General features: G+C 70.5%; 18 protein-coding genes and 1 pseudogene. 10 read left to right on the top strand and 9 right to left on the bottom strand.

The features are described 5' to 3' along the window. The 3 genes and pseudogenes from DSY14_RS28840 to DSY14_RS18810 form a co-directional block, all read left to right on the top strand. Positions 1-156: pseudogene (locus DSY14_RS28840) on the top strand (5,10-methylene tetrahydromethanopterin reductase); the annotation flags it as partial. After that, positions 153-770, top strand: coding sequence for an FMN reductase (locus DSY14_RS18815; protein ID WP_211717904.1), 618 nt, complete (start codon positions 153-155; stop codon positions 768-770). The pseudogene DSY14_RS28840 and the gene DSY14_RS18815, both read left to right, overlap by 4 nt. Positions 771-847: 77 nt before the next feature. After that, the gene (locus DSY14_RS18810) at positions 848-1,534 is read left to right on the top strand and encodes a maleylpyruvate isomerase N-terminal domain-containing protein (RefSeq protein WP_211717903.1); all 687 of its coding nucleotides are present in this window, start codon (positions 848-850) and stop codon (positions 1,532-1,534) included. 274 nt (positions 1,535-1,808) lie between these two features. On the opposite strand, the gene DSY14_RS18805 is transcribed toward DSY14_RS18810, so the two are convergent. Further along, complete coding sequence (locus DSY14_RS18805) at positions 1,809-2,402, bottom strand: flavin reductase family protein (RefSeq protein ID WP_211717902.1); 594 nt, start codon at positions 2,400-2,402, stop codon at positions 1,809-1,811. Positions 2,403-2,452: 50 nt separating this feature from the next. Here DSY14_RS18805 and DSY14_RS18800 point away from each other — a divergent pair, with 50 nt between their 5' ends. Further along, the gene (locus DSY14_RS18800; RefSeq protein ID WP_211717901.1) at positions 2,453-3,421 is read left to right on the top strand and encodes a threonine/serine dehydratase; all 969 of its coding nucleotides are present in this window, start codon (positions 2,453-2,455) and stop codon (positions 3,419-3,421) included. Positions 3,422-3,481: 60 nt separating this feature from the next. On the opposite strand, the gene DSY14_RS18795 is transcribed toward DSY14_RS18800, so the two are convergent. The 3 genes from DSY14_RS18795 to DSY14_RS18785 form a co-directional block, all read right to left on the bottom strand. Beyond that, a complete protein-coding gene (locus DSY14_RS18795) occupies positions 3,482-4,060 on the bottom strand; it encodes a hypothetical protein (RefSeq protein WP_374224026.1) in 579 nt (192 codons plus the stop codon). Positions 4,061-4,187: 127 nt separating this feature from the next. After that, a complete protein-coding gene (locus tag DSY14_RS18790; protein ID WP_211717900.1) occupies positions 4,188-5,018 on the bottom strand; it encodes a sigma-70 family RNA polymerase sigma factor in 831 nt (276 codons plus the stop codon). 340 nt (positions 5,019-5,358) lie between these two features. After that, positions 5,359-6,057, bottom strand: a complete 699-nt coding sequence (locus tag DSY14_RS18785; RefSeq protein WP_211717899.1) for a GAF and ANTAR domain-containing protein — start codon at positions 6,055-6,057, stop codon at positions 5,359-5,361. 238 nt (positions 6,058-6,295) lie between these two features. Here DSY14_RS18785 and DSY14_RS18780 point away from each other — a divergent pair, with 238 nt between their 5' ends. Beyond that, complete coding sequence (locus DSY14_RS18780) at positions 6,296-7,105, top strand: sigma-70 family RNA polymerase sigma factor (protein ID WP_211717898.1); 810 nt, start codon at positions 6,296-6,298, stop codon at positions 7,103-7,105. Positions 7,106-7,159: 54 nt separating this feature from the next. Here DSY14_RS18780 and DSY14_RS18775 read toward each other — a convergent pair whose 3' ends face one another. Further along, entirely contained in the window at positions 7,160-7,432 is a 273-nt protein-coding gene (locus tag DSY14_RS18775) for a helix-turn-helix domain-containing protein (protein WP_211717897.1), read from the bottom strand. Positions 7,433-8,303: 871 nt separating this feature from the next. Between DSY14_RS18775 and DSY14_RS18770 the strand changes: the two genes are divergently transcribed. The 4 genes from DSY14_RS18770 (at position 8,304) to DSY14_RS18755 (ending at position 12,344) form a co-directional block, all read left to right on the top strand. Next, the gene (locus tag DSY14_RS18770) at positions 8,304-8,582 is read left to right on the top strand and encodes a hypothetical protein (protein ID WP_211717896.1); all 279 of its coding nucleotides are present in this window, start codon (positions 8,304-8,306) and stop codon (positions 8,580-8,582) included. 206 nt (positions 8,583-8,788) lie between these two features. Continuing rightward, complete coding sequence (locus tag DSY14_RS18765; RefSeq protein WP_211717895.1) at positions 8,789-9,208, top strand: CBS domain-containing protein; 420 nt, start codon at positions 8,789-8,791, stop codon at positions 9,206-9,208. Between the two features lie 96 nt (positions 9,209-9,304). Beyond that, positions 9,305-10,486 (top strand): alcohol dehydrogenase catalytic domain-containing protein, encoded by a 1,182-nt coding sequence (locus tag DSY14_RS18760; RefSeq protein ID WP_211717894.1) that lies wholly within the window; start codon positions 9,305-9,307, stop codon positions 10,484-10,486. Positions 10,487-10,535: 49 nt separating this feature from the next. Further along, positions 10,536-12,344, top strand: coding sequence for a thiamine pyrophosphate-requiring protein (locus tag DSY14_RS18755; protein ID WP_211717893.1), 1,809 nt, complete (start codon positions 10,536-10,538; stop codon positions 12,342-12,344). Positions 12,345-12,593: 249 nt separating this feature from the next. Here DSY14_RS18755 and nrfD read toward each other — a convergent pair whose 3' ends face one another. The 4 genes from nrfD to DSY14_RS18735 all read right to left on the bottom strand — a co-directional run bounded on the left by nrfD (position 12,594) and on the right by DSY14_RS18735 (position 18,400). Further along, positions 12,594-13,661: an NrfD/PsrC family molybdoenzyme membrane anchor subunit gene (gene nrfD / locus DSY14_RS18750; protein WP_211717892.1), complete on the bottom strand. Its 1,068-nt coding sequence runs from the start codon at positions 13,659-13,661 to the stop codon at positions 12,594-12,596. Then, a complete protein-coding gene (locus DSY14_RS18745) occupies positions 13,658-14,545 on the bottom strand; it encodes a 4Fe-4S dicluster domain-containing protein (RefSeq protein ID WP_211717891.1) in 888 nt (295 codons plus the stop codon). The genes nrfD and DSY14_RS18745 overlap by 4 nt, the downstream gene beginning before the upstream one ends. 3 nt (positions 14,546-14,548) lie before the next feature. Further along, complete coding sequence (gene fdh, locus DSY14_RS18740; protein ID WP_211717890.1) at positions 14,549-17,803, bottom strand: formate dehydrogenase; 3,255 nt, start codon at positions 17,801-17,803, stop codon at positions 14,549-14,551. A gap of 207 nt (positions 17,804-18,010) precedes the next feature. Then, positions 18,011-18,400, bottom strand: a complete 390-nt coding sequence (locus DSY14_RS18735; protein ID WP_211717889.1) for a DUF2267 domain-containing protein — start codon at positions 18,398-18,400, stop codon at positions 18,011-18,013. A gap of 552 nt (positions 18,401-18,952) precedes the next feature. Between DSY14_RS18735 and DSY14_RS18730 the strand changes: the two genes are divergently transcribed. Beyond that, positions 18,953-19,612, top strand: a 660-nt coding sequence (locus DSY14_RS18730; protein ID WP_211717888.1) for a cbb3-type cytochrome c oxidase subunit I, incomplete at its 3' end; no start/stop codon positions are given.

Genomic DNA, 19,612 nt, shown 5'->3' with positions numbered 1-19,612 from the left:
CTGGAGCAGTTGGACATCCTGGGCGAGGAGGTCGTCCCCGTCCTGAGGAAGGAGTTCGCCGCGAAGAAGCCGCCGCACGTGCCCGACGCACCGGTCCACGCCTCGCTCCTGGCCGCGAAGGAGCGGGGATCCACGAAGACGGAGGAGACCCGATGACCCGGAAGCTGGTGACCGTCACGGCGGGGTTGAGCAACCCGTCCTCGACACGTCTGCTCGCCGACCGTCTGACCGCCGCCGCACGGGAGGCGTTGTCCGAGCGGGGCGAGCAGGTCGAGGTCCGTGTCGTGGAACTGCGCGAGGTCGCCCACGACATCATGAACGCCATGACCACCCGGGTCCCCACCGGTGAACTGCCGGGCATCCTGGCCGATGTCGCCGAAGCCGACGGGATCATCGCGGTGACCCCCGTCTTCAACGCCTCCTACAGCGGTCTGTTCAAGTCGTTCTTCGACGTGATCGAGCCCGGCGCGCTGGACGGCACGCCCGTGTTGGCCGCCGCCACCGGCGGAAGCCCGCGACACTCGCTGGTGTTGGAGCACGCGCTGCGCCCGATGTTCTCCTACACCCGCGCGGTGGTGGTGCCCACGGGCGTCTACGCCGCATCCGAGGACTGGGGCGCGGGGGACAGCGGCGGCCGTGATCTGTCGGAGCGCATCGGGCGCGCGGCCCGGCAGTTGGCGGTGCTCGCCACCGAACACACCTCCGACGCTGTCGACCCCTACGAGGAGCCCACGCCCTTCGCCGACCTCATGTCCGGCCTGGGCCGCTGATCCGACCACTCCACGCGAGGGGCCCGGGAACCCCGGGCCCCTCGCGTGGTCCTAACGCTGTTAGTTACCCTGTCCGCATGGACCCCGCGCGCATCTACCAGCAGGCTCAGCAACGCTTGGTCGCCCTCGCCGGCGATCTCGACGAAGCCGCCCTCACGACCGTCGTCCCCGCCTGTCCCGACTGGGACGTGCGCGGGACCTACGCCCACATGGCCGGGCTGTGCGTCGAGGTGGTGCAGGGGCTGGTGACGCCCCCCGCCAGTGACGAGGTCACCGCCCGCCAGGTCGCCGACCGTGCCGGCGTGGGCATCGACCGCATCATCGAGGAGTGGGTGCGGGGCACCCCCGCCCTGCTCGAACTCATGAGCGCAGGCACCCGGATGCGTTACACGCTGCCGGCCCTGGACACCTGGCACCACGAGAACGACATCCGTGGCGCCCTGGGCCTGGAGCCCCGCGGCGACGACGCCGACCTCCTGGCCGGGTTCGTGCTGGGCGGACTGGCCCGAGCGTGGTCGGCGGACCGTCCGTCGGTCCGTGTGCGCGCCACCGACACCGGCCACGCGTGGTACCTGGGGGAGGGGGACGGCCAGAGTGCGCGGGCCGACCTCACCCTGGACGCGAGCGCCTTCGAACTGGCCCGCGCGGTGACCGGACGGCGCAGCCTCGACCAGATCCGGGCCCTGGACTGGTCCGGCGACCCCGCGCCGGTCGTGCCCCTGCTGTCGGCGCTGCCCGCTCCGGAGCGGGACCTGGCGGTCTGAGGCCCGTCGCTCACGACGGTCGGACCCGGAGCGGGCGCTGTGCTCGTGCGCGGCCTCCGCCGCGCTTCGGCCCGTCCGCCGAGGCCCGGACGAGGGGATGACCTTCGGGGCCACAGGTGGGAGGGCTCGATTCCCGCCCCCACCTGTGGCCCCTCCCCGTGCCCGTCGGCAGCACGGTCCGAAGGTGCCCGGACCGCCACCCTCGCGGTGCGGTCCACGGGTCCCGGTCGGACCGCGCCGACCGTGCGCACGCCCACGCCCCCTGGGGCGGGACTCAGGGGTGGTACGGAAGACGGTCGATCGCCCGCACCTCGCCCAGGGTCGACCACTCGTTGCGGCCCAGGCGGGCCAACGGGCGCAGCAGGGTGATCTCCGGGTGTCCGTCCACCACCGCCTCCTGGGCCACGGCGACCCGCAGGACCCGGCCGAACACGACGGTGGAATCGCCCAACCCCAGGGTGGAGTGCAGCGTGCACTCCAAGGCCACCGGGGAGGCGGCCACCCGTGGCGGGCGCACCTGCGCGCTCGCCTCGCGCTCGATCCCCAGCGCGTCGAACTCGCTCGTGTGCGCCGGGTAGGGGGTTCCGGTCGCGTTCACCTGGTCCTGGAGCGACTCGGCGGCCAGATTGACCACGAACTCGCCGGTGCGCTCCACGTTGCTCAGGGAGTCCTTACGGCCCACGGAGGTGAACTGCACGATCGGTGGTTCCACGCAGGAAACGGTGAAGAAGGAGTGGGGGGCCAGGTTGTCCACGCCGTCGGGTGAGGTGCTGGAGACCCACGCGATCGGGCGCGGGACCACCACCGACGTCAGCATCTTGTAGAAGGCCCGGCCGGGCAGGTCGTCAGGGGTCCATTCGGTACGCATCGAGTCCCATTATCCCGTGTGCCGAGGGTGGACGGGGGCATACTCGCCGCATGCGACTGGTCTCAGCCGAGGACGTCCGCGCCGCCGCCACCCGGATTCATGGCCACGTGGTGCGCACCCCCCTGACGATCGGGCCGAGCACCGATCGGCCCTTCCTGCTCAAACCCGAGAGCCTGCAACCCACCGGGGCGTTCAAGCTGCGCGGTGCCACCAACGCGGTCGCCCGGCTCAACGACGTCCAGCGGCGCAACGGGGTCGTCACCCACTCCTCGGGCAACCACGGCCTCGCGCTGGCCTGGGCTGCGGTTCGCCAGGGGGTCGCCTGCACCGTGGTGGTGCCCGAGGGCGCACCCGGGGTGAAGGTGGACCGGATCCGCGCCGCGGGTGCGCGCGTGGTCATGGTGCCCCCGGTCGAACGTCGGTCCGCCGCCGAGGCTCTGGTCGAACGCGAACTCCTGGCGTTCGTGCCGCCCTTCGACGACGCCCGGGTGATCGCCGGGCAGGGGACCGTGGGTCTGGAGATCCTGGAACAGTCCCCGGAGGTGACCACCATCGTCGTGCCGGTCGGCGGTGGCGGGTTGGCGTCGGGGGTGGCGACCGCCGCCTGGACCGTGCACCCCGGCCGGGTGCGGGTGGTGGGCGTGGAACCGGAGACGGCCGCCGACGCGGCCGAGAGCCTGCGTGAGGGCCGCCTGGTCACCTGGGAGCCCGAGCGCACCCACCGGACCATGGCGGACGGTGTGCGCACCTGCCTGTCGGAGTTCACCTTCGCCCACCTGTCGACCCGCCTGGACGGCATCGTCACGGTGACCGAGGACGAGATCGCCGACGCCGTGGGCGCTCTGGCGCACGGCTCGCGCCTGGTGGCCGAACCCAGTGGTGCGTTGGCGACCGCCGCGCTGTTGGCGGGGAAGGTCGAGACGGTCCCCGGCCGGCCCCAGGCGACGGTGGCGGTGGTCTCCGGCGGCAACATCGACCCCGGCCTGTTCGCCCGCCTGGTCGTCGCCGACCGGCCGTGATCCCGGTCCGGCGGTGGACGTGCGGCCCGCGCCGTGCCGGTGGGCCCGTCCGCCCTCCGCTCACGTCCGAGGCCCGTCCGTCCCCTCTTCCGCCTCGGTCTCCGACTCGGCCTCTGTTTCCTCCTCGGTGGCGGCTTCGATCTGCGCCTCCGCCTCGGCCTCCGCTGCGGCCTCGGAGCCCACGATGTCGGCTTCGGGCGGCTCCCCGACGATGAGACCGAAGAGCACGTGGTCGAGCAGCAGGGCCATCCGTTCGCGGGTTCCCGCCCGGTGGGCGTGGGCCAGGTCCAGGGCCGGGGCGAGGGCGACCTCGAACAGTCCCCAGGAGAGGACCCCGTAGACCGGCCCGGTCAGCCTCCACCGGCGCAGACCCGCCGGGAGCAGGCCGAAGGCCGCACCCGCGGCCGCTCCGTAGCCCCAGTGCGCGAGTTCGATGGCGGCGAGGTGTCGCTCTTCCGGGATCCCCCGCAACATCGCCGGGACACCCTCCCGAAGGATGGACTCGGGGGGTGTGCGTTCGACCATCTCCAGGCCCACCGCGAGCCGCCGTGCCCCGCTCATGGCCATCGCACCGACGACGCCTCGGGCCGCCCCCGTCAACCAGGGGCGACGCCGTAACCGTTCCCTCCGGTTCCGCATGCTGCCTCCTCTCGTGCGCCGGGACCCCTCCCGTGCCCCGGACCACCGTGTCCGCCTCGTGCGCCCGTACGCACCGCGAGCGTCCAACCGGCCGACGTCGCCCTGCCGGCCCCGCGTGGGGTCCGGCTCACTTCGCCTCGTCCCCCAGGGACTTCCGGAGTGTGCGCAGGGTGGCGGCGAGCAGGCGGGACACGTGCATCTGGGAGCATCCCAGCTCCTCGGCGATCCGGGACTGGGTCCACTCGTCGAAGAACCGACGTTTGATGATCAACCGTTCCCGTGGGGCCAGGAGGCGCAACGCCGGGCGGACGGTCGCGCGCTCCACGGCCAGGTCCAGTTCGGGGTCCTCCATCCCGATGTGCTGCTCCAGGGTGAGGGGCGCGCCGCCCTCACGTGGTTCCGGAGCGTTGAGCGAGACGGTGTTGTAGGCCTCCGACACCAGTCGCGCCTCCTCCACCTGCTGCTCGCCGACCCCCATCTCCCGGGCGATCTCGGGGACCGTCGGGGGGTGGGCCAGACGCTGCTCCAACAGCGCGCGCACCTTGATCATCTCGGAACGTCGGGTCTGGGGGTCACGCGGAGTGTGCACCGCCCAGGTGTGGTCCCGGAAGTGGCGTTTGATCTCCCCGGTCACCGTGGGCATGAGGTAGCGGATGAACTCCTGGCCGCGCTCGGGGGAGTAACCGCGGATCGCCTTGGCCAGTCCGACGTGGGCGGTCTGTCGTAGATCCTCCACCTGCTCGCCACGGCCTCTGTAGCGGTGCGCGATGCGGTGCAGGAGCGGCAGGTAGTGCCGTGTGATGCGCTCACGCAGGCGCGCGATCAGGGGGTCCCCCTGCTCCAGGCTCCGCATCACCGCCAGGAGGTCCTCCGTGGAGGCGTCCTCCGAGGGTTCCCCCCGCGGGGCGGCTGGTGATGTCCCCCCGTGCGGGGTGGCGTTCGCTACGGAAGCGGGCATGGCGAACCTCCTGCGCCCTCGGATGTCCCGTGTGCTCGTCCGCCGGTGGCCGTTGCGACCGACGGGTGGGGGATCCGTGGCGTCCCCGGTGGGCGTGCCGGGCACGTCTCCTATCGTGCTGCCCGACTCCGCAGCCCGACAAAACGATCATGCGCACCCTTGGCCGGAGCCTGTCCCGCATTGGTGCGGCGGGGTCCCGGCGCGGGGGAGGTGGTCCCACGCTCCCGCGCGGTCCGGCCGCGCGGTGAAGAACGAGGAGCGTGTCAGGTGCCGCCATGCACCCGACACGCTCCTCGCCGCGCCCGGAGCGTCCGTCCCCCGGGCCTCGGACCCATGCGGGTCAGGCGGCTCCGCTCGGGAAGTCCCCCGTGCGCACGATGTCCTCGGCGATGTCCCGCAGTTTGGTGTTGAGCTTCTGGGAGGCCTTGACCAGCAGGGAGAAGGCCTGCGTGTTGGTGAGCCGGTAGCGCTCCATGAGGATGCCGGTGGCCTCGCCGATGCGCTCGCGGGTGCGGATGGCCTGATGCAGATCCGCCGATTTCTGGGCCGCGGCCAGTGCCACGGCGGCGTGCGCGGCGAGGATCTCACCCACCTCGGTCGAGTCCTGGTCGAAGGCGCCGGTCTCCGTGGAGTAGAGGTTGAGGCTGCCCAGCACACGTTGGTGGGTGAACAGTTGGAGCGACATCATGCCGGCCAGGCCCAACCGGGTGGCGCCCTCGGTGAACGCCGGCCACCGTGTCTCCCGGGCCAGATCCGACACGACGCAGACCGTGCGGGCACTGATCGCCTCGATGCCGGGCCCCTGGCCGGTCGTGTGCTGCAGGCGATCCGCCTCCTCGACGATCGGATCGGTGGAACTCGGCGTGGTGAGCTCACCGCCCTGGTACAGGAGGGAGACGCCCGCGTACTCGCACCCCTCGATCTCGCTCACCGCCAGCGCGGTGATCTCGTCCAGGGTCGCGTCGACGGTGTCCTGCTCCAGGAGATCCCGCGCGAACCGCGCGAAGGCACCGGCGGTGTCCTCCGATGGATGGGGCATGGGTCGCCTCCGCTCTCGCCGGCCGCCTCTTCTCACCCGGACCTTGTGAGGGACATCGGGGGTCGACGCCCATTCTGCTGAACCGAGGCGCGGGGGGCAATGCGAGCACGCCCACGCCCTTCGATCTTCCGCGACGGTTGTCCGCGCCTCGACACCCGGGGTACGGTGTCGGCTCCGGTCCGACAGCGTGGCCTCCCCGTTCCTTCCGTCCTCGCGACGGGAGCCCAGGAGGACCCTTGTGTTCGCTTCCGTAGACACCACCGAACTTCCCTCGGCGTCGGACCCGCGGGTGCACGAGGAGACCGACGGTCTCCTCGCCACCCTGCGCGACCTCCCGCCCCAGGGTGAGCGGGCCCGTGACTGCCGGGCCCGGATCGCCTTCCTCTACCGCAAGGTCCTCCTCAGGGAGGCCGGTCGTTACCGCGGACGCGGCGTCGACACCGAGGATCTCCACCAGATCGCGGCCACGGGCCTGATGAAGGCCATCGCGGGCTTCGATCCGACTCGGGGCAAGAGGTTCCTCTCCTACCTCCTGCCCACGGTGAGCGGCGAGATCAAGCGGCACTTCCGCGACAACACGTGGGCCGTGCACGTGCCGCGGACCCATCGTGACCGACGCACCGAGCTCAACCGCTTCGTGGGGTGGTTCACGCAGGAACACGCCAGGTCGCCCTCGACCCGCGAGATCGGCGCGCACTTCGACATCGACAGCGAAGCGGTCGGGGAACTCGTCAACGGCGCCGCCGCCTTCTCCGCGTTGTCCCTGGACAACCCGACCGGCGGTGAGGACGTGGGGGTGGAGGGCCCTCTCGGGGACGCGATCGGTGCCGAGGACCGCGACCTCGAACGCGTGGTGGATCGGGCCGCCCTCCGGACCGAACTCGCCCGCCTGCCCGAGCGAGAGCGGCGCGCGCTCTTCCTGCGCTACTTCCGGGAATGGCCGCAGACCCGCATCGCCGCGCACGTGGGGTGCTCACAGATGCAGGTCTCGCGTGTGCTGCGCAGCGGTTTGGACCGGCTGAGGGTCGCGGTGAACTCCCAGAACTGAGCCGGTCCCCGTTCCGCCCGGGTGGCCGGTGGGGCGGTGTTCCACGCCGGGGGGTCACGGAAGCCCCTCGGAAGGTGGTGCCCCACCGCTCGTGCTCTCGTGCTCGGGAGGTGTCCGGCGCACCGCGCAGGCCACGTACGTCTCGAGGGAGGCGTAGGTGATCCGCCGGCTCCACCTCTTCGGTCCGACCTTGACCGAGACGAGTTCGCCCGCGTAGCAGAGGTCGTAGACGCTGCGCTCCGAGACATCGAGAATGTGCGCCGCGTTGCGAATGCTGACGAGCAGACGTTCGGGGGGTGTCGCATGGGCGTCGCTTGTTTTCTCCAAGATTCAGCTCCTGCGTTATCGATGCGCGTGCGGGTGATCTGGGCCACCGCATGGATGATCGTCATTCAGTCACATTTTTCGCGACCTCGTCAACCCTGGAGATGGTGGCCCCTCAACGAATTTCCGGTGCTCGCTCGAACCGTCCCTTTTGAGCCCGGTGTCGATCCCCCAGGTCCGCGCCGATTTCCTGCCTTCTCGGGAGAGTTCTCTGCCGGCCGCGTGAGGGTCGGGCCGCACATTCTTTCCCCGATCGCACGTCCCGGGATGTGCGCGTGAACCTTCGGGGCCACGTCGCGTCGGTGTGGGTCGGCGTCGGGCGCATGCCGGCCCGGGGTGGTGGAACGCCCGCGGCGTGGGCGTCGGGAAGTCGGATCGCTGATCCCGGTGCGTGCCGTGAGGTCGGGAGAGTGCCGTCCACGCAACGACGTTCCCCCAAGGCTCGCAAGGGTGTGCGGCTCTGCTCGCGAGCGGTGCCCCCCATTGTCGGGGGACGGTGTCCGAGAAACGACCGAGGGTCAGGAATCACGACGGAGGAATCCTGTTCGTGACTATGCAGGAATGATGTGGGTTGCTAAGTTCGCCCGAGAGGAGGGAAAAGCGCGGACCGATATCGATCTCCTGGCGGCGCGACCCGCCCGGGTCTTTTCGCGTTCCCGAGGGCCGCAGGTGTTCGCGTCTTGATTTCAGTCACCCAGGGCGAGCGTGAATCGCACGGGTTCTCTGGAGATCCCTGGGGAGGGGGTGTCCGCGCCGCCCCGCACACGAATGCATTGCACAAAGGTTTCGGAGGGAAGTCGCATGGGCGCTCCCGATCGGACCACGACTCCCCGGTCCCCGCACCCTCATCTCCATCGGGCGCGACGCGGCCACGTTGCTGGAGGAGCATCCCCGTCTGTGGCCCGGACTGACCACCGTCGTGACCGACACGGTCGGCAGGACGGTCATCCACTACGCCGCGGGACGCGGGACCCGGGAGGCCGCCTCGCTGTTCGGACCGGACGGTGTCGTCGCCCACTGGACATCCCTGCTCGATGAACCGACGGAGGTCACCCGCGATCTCGAACAGGAGCACGAGCGGGTGGTGACCCTGCGGGGTGGACACGCCGGATACCCCGTGACCGTCCTCTTCACCGTGGTGGGCGGCGACTGAGCGGGACGTCCCGCCTTTCAAGTCCGGGTGTGCGCCGTCCTGCCGGCCCTCGGTCCCGCACGGCCGCGGCTGCCCGGTGCTCGCCCGAACCCCACGCGGCACCGGCACTCGGAGGGCCTCGGAAGCGTCCGGACATGCATGTTTGGTGCCGGAGGGGGTCGGTTAGGGCGGTGGACAGAGGACGACGATCGCGAAGGGAGACGACCATGGTGGACAGCATCGCCGAGATCATGAACACGAGCGTGCGCACCGTCACCCCGGACACCGTCCTGCGCGATGCCGCGGAGATCATGCGCGACGAGGACGTGGGCGACGTGGTGGTGACCTCCTCCGGTCGCCTGCACGGCATCCTCACCGACCGCGACATCGTGGTGCGGTGCGTGGCCGAGGGCGGCGACCCGAGGTCCCTTCGCGCCGGGGACGTGTGCAGCACCGAGATCGTGACCGTGCCCCGCCAGAGCAGCGTCAAGGACGCGGCCCACGTCATGCGCACGGCGACCGTACGTCGCCTGCCCGTGGTGGAGGACGACGCCGTGGTCGGGGTCGTCACCATGGGCGACCTCGCCCGCGCCGCCGACGAGCACTCCGCGCTGGCCGACGTGAGCTCTGCCCCGCCCAACCGCTGACGGACCATCGAGGAAACAAGGGGGAGGCCCCGCCCGGTCAGGGGGGTTCGGGCGGGGCGCCTCCCCCTGTCGACGCCACACCATCGAGGGGGGACCATGCGAGCAGTGCTGTGGAACGGCACACGTGACGTCAAGACCGAGACCGTCCCGGACCCCGGTATCGAACAGCCCGGCGACGCCGTCATCCGGGTCACCAGCTCCGGATTGTGCGGATCCGATCTGCACCTGTACGAGGTCCTCGGTCCGTTCATGACCCCTGGGGACGTCCTCGGACACGAACCGCTCGGCGTGGTCGAGGAGGTGGGGCCGGGGGTCACCTCCCTCGTCCCGGGACAGCGTGTGGTCGTGCCCTTCCAGATCTCCTGCGGGCACTGCCCCATGTGCGACACCGGGTTGCAGACCCAATGCGACAACACCCGGGTGGACTCCCAGGGCACGGGCGCGAGCATCTACGGTTACAGCGCGCTGTACGGCTCGGTCCCCGGCGCCCAGGCGGAGTACCTGCGGGTGCCGCGCGCCGAGGCCAACGCGATCCCGATCCCGGGCCAGGGCCCCGACGACCGGTACGTGTTCCTGTCCGACGTGCTGCCCACCGCCTGGCAGGCCGTGAAGTACGCGGACGTTCCGCGCGGTGGCTCGGTCGCCGTCCTGGGCCTGGGACCCATCGGTGAGATGGCCTGTCGCGTGGCCGCGTACCTGGGCGCAGAGCGGGTGTTCGGTGTCGACCCGGTACCCGAGCGGCGCGCCCGCGCCGCCGCGCGAGGGGTGGAGGTCTTCGACTCCGCCGCGGGCGACGACGTCGTCGACGCCATCCGTGACCGTACCGACGGCCGTGGTCCCGACGCGGTCATCGACGCCGTGGGGATGGAGGCCCAAGGCCACACCTCGGCCCGCGTCGCCCAGCGCGCGGCCGCGATGATGCCCAAGGGGGCCGCCGCCAAGCTCATGGAGACGGCCGGAGTGGACCGTCTGAGCGCACTCCGGACCGCGATCGAGCTGGTACGGCGCGGCGGCACGATCTCTCTCATCGGTGTCTACGGCGGCATGGCCGACCCGCTGCCCATGCTGACGCTCTTCGACAAGCAGATCCAGTTGAGGATGGGCCAGGCCAACGTCCGTCACTGGGCCCCGGACATCCTTCCGCTGCTGGACGACGAGGACGTGCTGGGCGTGCAGGACTTCGCCACCCACCACCTGTCCCTGGAGGAGGCGCCGGAGGCCTACCGGCGCTTCCAGGAGAAGACGGACGGGATCTTCAAGGTGGTGTTCACGCCCTGAGCGGTCCGGCGGACGGACCACGATCGCCGAAGCCGAGGAGGAGAGCATCATGACGCAGAGCGTCGCCGACCACGTGTTGCGTCGGCTGTCGCAGTGGGGGGTCACCGAGATCTTCGGTTACCCCGGGGACAGTGTCAACGGACTGGTCGCGCAGATGGCGCAGACCCCGGACGCGCCCCGGTTCGTCCAGAGCCGCCATGAGGAGATGTCCGCCTTCGAGGCGGTCGGCTACGCCAAGTTCGGCGGCCGTCTGGGAGTGTGCATGGCGACGGGCGGACCGGGGGCGGTCCACCTGCTCAACGGCCTCTACGACGCCAAGCTCGACCACGTGCCGGTGCTGTCGATCGTGGGGCAGGCGAGTCGCACCGCCATCGGCGGCGCCTACCAGCAGGAGATCGACCTGCACAGCCTGTTCAAGGACGTCTCGTCGGCCTTCCTGGAGACGGTGAACGTCCCCCAGCAGCTGCCCAACGTCTTGGACCGGGCCGTGCGCACCGCCCTGTCCGAGCGGGCGCCGACCACGGTCATCATCCCCGCCGACGTGCAGGAGATGGACTACGCACCGCCCGAGCACGCGTTCAAGCACGTGCCCTCCAGCGCGCCCGACCGGGTGGTCGGGGGCGGCAGCACGCTGCCGCCCGAGAGCGAGCTGGAACGCGCCGCCGAGGTGATCGACGCCGGCGAGCGGGTCGCGATCCTGGTCGGTCAGGGCGCCAGGGGAGCCGCCGACGAGGTGCTGGCGCTGGCCGACGCCACCGGTGCGGGCATCGCCAAGGCCCTGCTGGGCAAGGACGTGCTGTCCGACGACCTGCCGCAGGTCACCGGCGCGATCGGTCTGTTGGGGACCCGCCCGTCGTGGGAGCTGATGCGCAACTGCGACACCTTGCTCATCGTGGGTTCCAACCTGCCCTACACACAGTTCCTGCCGCCCTTCGGGCGCAGGGCGGTGGAGATCGACATCGATCCCCGGTACATCGGGATGCGTTATCCCACGGAGGTCAACCTCGTGGGGGACGCCGCGAGCACGCTGCGGGCGCTCACCGCACGGCTGTCTCCGCCCGACGAGCGTCGCAGGGAGCGTCGGAACTGGCGCTCCACGGTCGAGGAGAACGTTCTGCGTTGGTGGTCGGTCCTGGACGCCCAGGCCGAGGTCCCCGCGGACCCGGTCAACCCGATGCTCGCCGTGCGCGAACTCTCGTCACGCCTGCCCTCGAACGCGGTGGTCACCGCCGATTCGGGGTCGGTCACCAACTGGTACGCGCGCCTGCTCAAGATGGGCGAGGACAACCGGGGTTCGCTCTCGGGCACCCTCGCCACCATGGGCTGCGCCGTGCCCTACGCGATCGGCGCGAAGTTCGCCGCGCCGACACGGCCGGTGGTGGCCCTGGTGGGCGACGGGGCCATGCAGATGAACGGGCTGATGGAACTGCTCACCGCGCGCCGCTACCAGGACCTGTGGGGCGATCCGCGCCTGGTGGTGTGCGTCCTGCACAACAACGACCTCAACCAGGTCACCTGGGAGCTTCGGGCCATGGGCGGTTCGCCCAAGACCCCCTACTCCCAGGACCTTCCGGACATGTCCTACGCGGCGTTCGCCGAGTCGGTGGGGCTGGTGGGCATCACCGTGAAACGGCCCGAGGAGATGGGGCCGGCCTGGGATCGGGCTCTCGCGGCCCAGGGGCCCGTGGTGATCGACGTCCACTGTGACGGTGACGTGCCGCCCATCCCGCCCCAGGCCGAACGGGAACAGGTCACCGACACCCTGCGGGCCCTGCTCAGCGGGGATCCGGACCGGGCCGGCGTCGCCGCCCGAGGCCTGGCCACCAAGATCCAGGAGTACCTGCCGCACGACCGTTGATCCGGTTCCACCGGTCGGCGCGGTTCGGGTCCGCCCCCGCACTTCCTCCCCGGAAGGTGCGGGGGCGGATCCGTCGTGGTGCGGCGCGGGTGCGGGCCCGATCCCGTGGTCGTCAAGCGACGGCGACCTCACGGGTCGCACGGTGGGACGGTCCGTTCCTCGCGATCCCCTTGCGGCCCTACCCGCGTTCGGGGAGGGGGACCGCGGGCGCGCGCACCAGAACGCGCACCCGGTGGTCCGACCCGACTCCTAGGCGGTGCTCTCGGCCCTCTCCCGGGCTTCGGCGCTCTCCCGCTCCTCCAGACGACGGCGCTGGGGGACGACGACGTACTTGGGATCGGCGGCCGACTGCACCCCCGCCTGGAAGACGCCCAACCTGGTCAGGGCCGATCCACCGAGCAGCGCGGCCCCGCTCAACGCCGACACCGCGCGGTTGCGTCGGCCCAGCACCGCGCCGACCGCTCCCGCCAGGGTCAGAGCCTTGGCGGTGCGGGTGAGCACCCCGGCCCGGCCCTGGCCGTAGGGTTCGCCGACGAACCCCAGGCGATGCTCCATGTAGGTGGACACGGCGACCTCCGCGCACGCGCCACCGACCGCCACCCGGCGCGCCGGTCCGCTCTGCGCCGTGGGCGCCGTGATCAGCCCCATGCCTCCGGCGGCCGCGGCCGCGGAGGAGGCGAAGACGAAGGGCATCTGCCGGTAGCCGTCGTGCCAGGCGGGGACCGCGGTGTCACAGATCAACGGGGCCGTGTAGGTGGCCACGAGCGGCCCCGCCAGACCGGCGCCGACCGTGGCGGCCCTCCCGATCCGAGGGAACCATCCCGTCGCGGCGGTCACCGCGGCGACCCCGGCCAGGGGGCCGTATCCCATGAGCAGCCACGATCCCACGCTCATCGGCGAGGTCGGTTTGAACACCCGCAACATGTTGAGGAAGCGCTCGGGGCGACCCAGGTCGTGGATCAGTGCCGCCGTCGAACCCGAGATCGCGGCCAGCGCGGTGTACTTCAGTGGTCGCGCCAGATCGGGGTGGCCCGTGTACTCGGCGCCCGCGGCGAGCACCGACGAGGCCCCCGCCAAGCCGCCCAGGAAGAGATAGCCGCCGATGTCCGGGGCCTCCCAGACGATCTGGTTGAGGACCGGACGGCCGTGGTAGGAGCGGAAATCCGCGTCGGGGACCCGGGTGGCCTCGCCCCGCCCCGCCCCGCGGCGGCGGGCACGCCGTTCACGTCGTGGTTCGGGGACCACGTCGGCCGCGCCCGTGATCGCGTCACGGCCGATCCTGCTCGCGCCCTCGCCGGTGCGGTCGGGACGGTTCATGCTCGCCTCCCCGCGAACGCCGCCGTGGCGCCCGCCAACAACACCAGCGCGGCCGCGCCGGCGTGCCGCCACATCGACGGCAGGTCCCGTGTGGTCACCACCGGGTCCGGTGGCAGCCCGTACACCTCGGGTTCGTCGAGGAGCAGGAAGAAGGCCCCCGCGCCGTCCACACCGTCGTCCGGGTCCTCCCCGTACAGTCGGGCGGAGGACACCCCGGCCTCGTGCAGGTCCTCGACCCGCCGCTGGGCGCGCTCGCGCAACTCGTCCAGGTCGCCGAACTGGATCGAGTCGGTGGGGCAGGCCTTGGCGCACGCCGGCTCCAGCCCCTCTCCGATCCGGTCGTAGCACAGCGTGCACTTCCAGGCCCGGCCGTCCACCTCACGGCGGTCGATCACCCCGTACGGGCAGGCGGGGACGCAGTAGCCGCAGCCGTTGCAGATGTCGTCCTGGACGACCACGGTGTCGAACTCGGTCCGAAAGAGCGCTCCGGTGGGGCACACGTCCAGACAGGCGGCGCTCGTGCAGTGCTTGCACACGTCCGAGGACATCAGCCACCGGAAGTCGCCCTGGTCCTCACCGTCGGTCCGCTGCCCGGGCAGGTCGAAGGAGGGCATACCCAGATCCACCGCACCGGGTGCGCCCTCGGGCCGACCCACGCCCGCGTCCTGGTGGCCCAGGGGCGCGCGCTGTTCGATGAAGGCCACGTGCCTCCACGTGTCGGCGCTCAGCCGGCCACTGTTGTCGAAGGACGTGGCCAGGAAGTCCAGCCCGTCCTCGGGGACCATGTTCCACTCCTTGCACGCCACCTCGCACGCCTTGCAACCGATGCACACGCTGGTGTCGGTGAAGAAGCCCTTGCGCGGGGGGCTCTCGTCCGCCGTCATGGGTCAGTCCTCCGTTCCGGTCCGTTCGGTGATGCGGGCCCTGTCGCGGTACTCCTCGACCAGTGCCGGCCGGTCGGGCCCGCGGGGGCGCCGGCCGGGCCGGATGTCGGCGGTCAGCGCCTTGACCTCCTGGATGTGCACGTTGGGGTCCAGCGACAGGGACATGAGCTCGTTGGCCGCGTCCCCGGTCGAGTAGCCGTTGGGTCCCCAGTGGTAGGGCATGCCGATCTGGTGCACGGTCCGCCCCTGGACGCGCAGCGGCTTCATACGGTCGGTCACCAGCACCCGCGCCTCGATGGCGTTGCGCGCGGTGATGATCGTGGCCCATCCGCCGTGCTCCAGTTCCCGCTCGGCCGCCAGTTCCGGTCCGACCTCGCAGAAGAACTCCGGCTGCAGTTCGGACAGGTAGGGCGTCCACCGGCTCATCCCTCCGGCGGTGAAGTGCTCGGTGAGCCGGTAGGTCGTCACCACGAACGGGTACACCGCGGACTCGGGTGTGTCCGGCCTCGGGTGGTAGCGGTTGAGCTCGTGCGGATAGAGCAGGCGCGTGGGGTTGCGCTGGTGCCGGTACAGCGGGTTGGTGAACGGGGTGTCCTGCGGCTCGTAGTGGGTGGGCAACGGTCCGTCGTTGAGCCCGGCCGGGGCGAACAGCCACCCCTTCCCGTCGGACTGCATGATGAACGGGTCCACCCCGCTGAGCGCCTCCACGCCTTTGGCCTCATCGGAGGGGCGGTAGCCCGGCGCCTTGTCGGGTTCGAAGTCCGCGACGTCGTAGCCGGTCCAGCGCCCGGCCTCCTCGTCCCACCAGACCAGGGCCTTACGGTCGCTCCACGGTCGCCCCTCCGCGTCGGCGGAGGCGCGGTTGTACAGCACACGGCGGTTGTCCGGCCAGGACCAGGCCCACTCCGCGGCGATCCAGTCCTGTTCGTCCCCCGGCCGTTTGCGCGCGGCCTGGTTGACGCCGTCCTTGAACACCCCGCAGTAGATCCAGCACCCGCAGCTGGTGGAGCCGTCGTCCCGTAGTTGTGTGTAGCGGTCCAGGGGACGCCCGTCGGCATCGTGGCCGTTGATCTCGCGCAGGATCGCCTCCGCGCTGGGCTCGTCCCCCTCCTCCAGGGGGTAGTCCCAGGTGAGTTCGAGGATCGGCCGATCCCTGGAGTCCTCGGATCCGGCCAGCCGCTCCCGGATGAGTCGGCCCAGGTGGTACATGAACCACAGGTCGCTGCGCCGGTCCCCGCTGGGGAGCACGGCCCGGTCGTGCCACTGCAGGGTCCGGTTGGTGTTGGTGAAGGTCCCCGACTTCTCCGTGTGCGCGGCCGCGGGGAAGAAGAACACCTCGGTGCCGATGTCCTCGGTGCGCATCTCCCCGGACTCGATCTCCGGACCGTCCTGCCACCAGGTGGCGCTCTCGATCAGCGAGAAGTCGCGCACCACGAGCCAGTCCAGTTCGGCCATGCCGAAGCGCTGGGCCCGACTGTTGGCCGACCCCACCGCGGGGTTCTCGCCCATGAGGAAGTAGCCCTTGCACACCCCCTCCATCTGCGCCATGACCGTGTCGTAGGTGCTGTGCGAGCCGGTCAGCCGGGGCAGGTGGTCGAAGGCGAAGTCGTTGTCGGCCGTCGCGTGCTCGCCCCACCACGCCTTGAGCAGGCTGACGGTGTAGCTCCGCATGTGGGACCAGAACCCCTTGTGCGGGTACCCGACGGCCTCGACGTAGCCTTGCAGGTCCTGTTCCTCGTGCGCGTGCGGCATCGGCAGGTAGCCGGGCAGGAGGTCGAACAGGGTCGGCACGTCGCTGGACCCCTGGATGCTGGCGTGACCGCGCAGCGCCTGGATACCGCCGCCCGGGCGTCCGATGTTGCCCAACAGCAGTTGGAGGATGGAGGCGGTGCGGATGTACTGGGACCCCACCGTGTGCTGGGTCCAGCCCACCGCGTAGCAGAAGGCGCTGGTGCGGTCGGGGCCGGAGTTCTCCGTGAGGTGGTCGCAGACCCGTCGGAACACGTCGGCCGGGACACCGCACACCTCCTCGACGAGTTCGGGTGTGTAGCGGGCGTAGTGACGCTTGAGGATCTGGAACACACAGCGCGGGTCCGTGAGGGAACGGTCCTCCTTCGCCCGGTTCCTGATCACGGCGCCACCGGACCCGTGCTGCTCGGGCCGGCCCGCGTGACCGATCCCGGGTTCGCCCTTCTCCCGGGTCTTGTACAGCTGGTTGCGATCGCCCGCCGCGGCGGCCACCTCCACACCCTCGTACGACCAGGAGGAGACGTCGTAGTCGCGGTCCTTCTCCGAGAAGCCGGAGAAGACCCCGTCGAGGTCCTCGGTGTCACGGAAGTCCTCGCCGACGATGGTGGCGGCGTTGGTGTAGTCCACCACGTAGTCCCGGAAGTACTTCCCCTCGGTGATCACGTGGTTGATGATCGCGCCCAGGAAGGCGATGTCGGTGCCCGCGCGGAGGGGAACGTGCAGGTCGGCCAGGGCACTGGTGCGACTGAACCGCGGGTCGACGTGGATGACGACCGCCCCGCGCGCCTTGGCCTCCATCACCCACTGGAACCCCACGGGGTGGGCCTCGGCGAAGTTGGAGCCCTCGATGACGATGCAGTCGGAGTTCTGCAGGTCCTGCAGGAACATGGTGGCCCCGCCCCGACCGAACGACGTGCCCAGTCCCGCCACGGTGGAGCTGTGGCACACCCGCGCCTGGTTCTCCACCTGGATCACGCCCAGGGAGGTCAGGAGCTTCTTGATGAGGTAGTTCTCCTCGTTGTCGAGGGTCGCCCCACCCAGGCTGGCGATGCCGAGCGTGCGCGCCACCCGCCGACCCTCGTGCTCGTCCTCCCAGGTCTCGCGCCTGGTGCGCACCACCCGGTCGGCGACCATCGCCATGGCGGTGTCCAGGTCCAACTCCTGCCAGTCGGCGCCGTGCGGAGGTCGGTAGAGCACCTTGTCCCGACGTGACTCGCCCGTGGTCAACTGCAGACTGGCCGACCCCTTGGGGCACAGCCGGCCGCGACTGACGGGGGAGTCGGGGTCCCCCTCGATCTGGATGACCTGTTCGTCGCGGACGTAGACGTTCTGTCCGCAGCCGACGGCGCAGTAGGGGCAGACGGATTTCACCACCCGGTCCGCCTCCGCGGTCCGCGGGAGCCGCCGCTCTCCGGGTCGCGATCTGGCGGCCTCTCCCCGTCCCATCCGGTCCTCGCCGGTGACCTGTCGCAGTACCGGCCACGATCCGAGCCACGTCCACACGCTCATGGAACACCCCCCGGGCCCGCGGGCCCTCGACGCGTTCCGCGCCCTGTTCACGCAGGGCACGGGCCTCCACAGTGCGCCAGGTCCGCGGTGAACTCACGGGAAAACGCCGACGTTGACCGAACCACGGCCGTCTCCGGACCCGACCACACCACCGTGACCGCCCCTCGCGAAGGAGGGGCGGTCACACTCCCGGGGAACCGGCGCCCCTCACGCCAGTTCGGGCTTGCCGAACAGCACCGCGTACCCGGGGGGCAACTGGCTCAGCAGCCGGTTGAGCTCGCCGCCGGAGACCGCGCTCGCCACCGTGCTCAGAACCGCCCGCGAGTCCCGCTCGCCTTCGTAGGCGCGCCCGTCGGCGAGCGTGGCCACACGACTCTGGAACTCCTCGACGCCGAAGGTCTCGGGTGCGGACCGCTCGACCTGCCCGAGGGCCCTGCGCAGCGGGTCGGGGAGCTGGGCGGCCAGACTCTCCACGGCCTCGGCGGGCAGTCGGGTCGCCAGGACGGCGAGGACCACGGTCGTCACCTCCTCGGCCTCACGCTGGTTCTCGTGTTCCCCGAGATCGCGGACTCGGGCCAGGAACTCGTCGTAACGCATGACACACCTCTTCTCTTCTCGATGACCGTGCTCTGGGGGTCCTGCACGCCCCCTGCCCGATGGGCCCGCCGGTGAATCACCCGATGCGGCGGGGCCCGATGGGTGGCGGACACGGCCCTGAGGTGGCCCGCGGCGCGGGGGAGCGGTGGCCGTGGAAAGGGGGGAGCGCGCACGCGTCACGCCCGGTTCCGTCCCGTCGGTCGAGTGGTCGGGTCCGAGGTGAGGAATCGTGATGTGCCGGTGTGTCATTCATGCGCGTCGAGCGGATGCGGCGGCAGGCTTGTCGGCGAGGATATCCCGCTCCCCGCCCACGAAACGCGCGACCCACCGGTTCCAGGAATCGACGGGACGCGTGATTCGTGGTCCCCTGATCGGGGCAGTGCGTTTCCAGAGAACAGCCCGAGTAAAAATGATCATTCCACGACCGGTCGTGCGATTCGTCCGGTGAGAGCGAAGATATTCGCGAGAATGTCCGTTTTTGTCTTCTGTGGGTCTCGCTTCGCCCGAGCGGGCCCGCACGGGCCCCTCCACCACGATCCGACAAGGAACGTCATGACGGTCGACACGAGTACGCTGTCTCCCTCCCCGGAGGGGACGAGGAGCACGGGTTCGGTGGTCGTGGGCTGGTTGTCCTCGACCGACCACAAGGTCATCGGGTACATGTACCTGATCACCTCCTTCGCCTTCTTCCTCTTCGGCGGTGTGCTGGCGCTCCTGATACGCCTGGAGTTGTTCGAACCGGGCATGCAGTTCCTGTCCGCCGAGCAGTACAATCAGTATTTCACGATGCACGGCACGATCATGCTGTTGTTGTTCGCGACCCCACTGTTCATCGGGTTCTCGAACGTGATCATGCCGCTACAGATCGGCGCCCCCGATGTGGCCTTTCCCCGAATGAATCTGTTCAGTTATTATCTGTTCCTGTTCGGTGGACTCGTGGTCATCAGTGGTTTCCTGACCCCCGGTGGCGCGGCCAGCTTCGGTTGGTTCGCCTACACACCGTTGTCCGACGCGGTCCGCTCGCCGGGGATCGGCGGTGACCTGTGGATCCTCGGACTTCTGGTCTCGGGGTTGGGCACCATCCTGGGCGCGGTCAACTTCATGACCACGGGTCTGTGCATGCGCGCGCCCGGTATGACGATGTTCCGCATGCCGATCTTCACCTGGAACACCCTGCTCACCAGTGTTCTGGTGCTCATCGCGTTCCCGGTG

It is taken from the genome of Nocardiopsis sp. MG754419, from assembly GCF_018207095.1.
In the GTDB taxonomy this organism is placed as follows: Bacteria; Actinomycetota; Actinomycetes; order Streptosporangiales; family Streptosporangiaceae; genus Nocardiopsis.
This window is presented reverse-complemented; position numbering and strand designations above follow the sequence as displayed.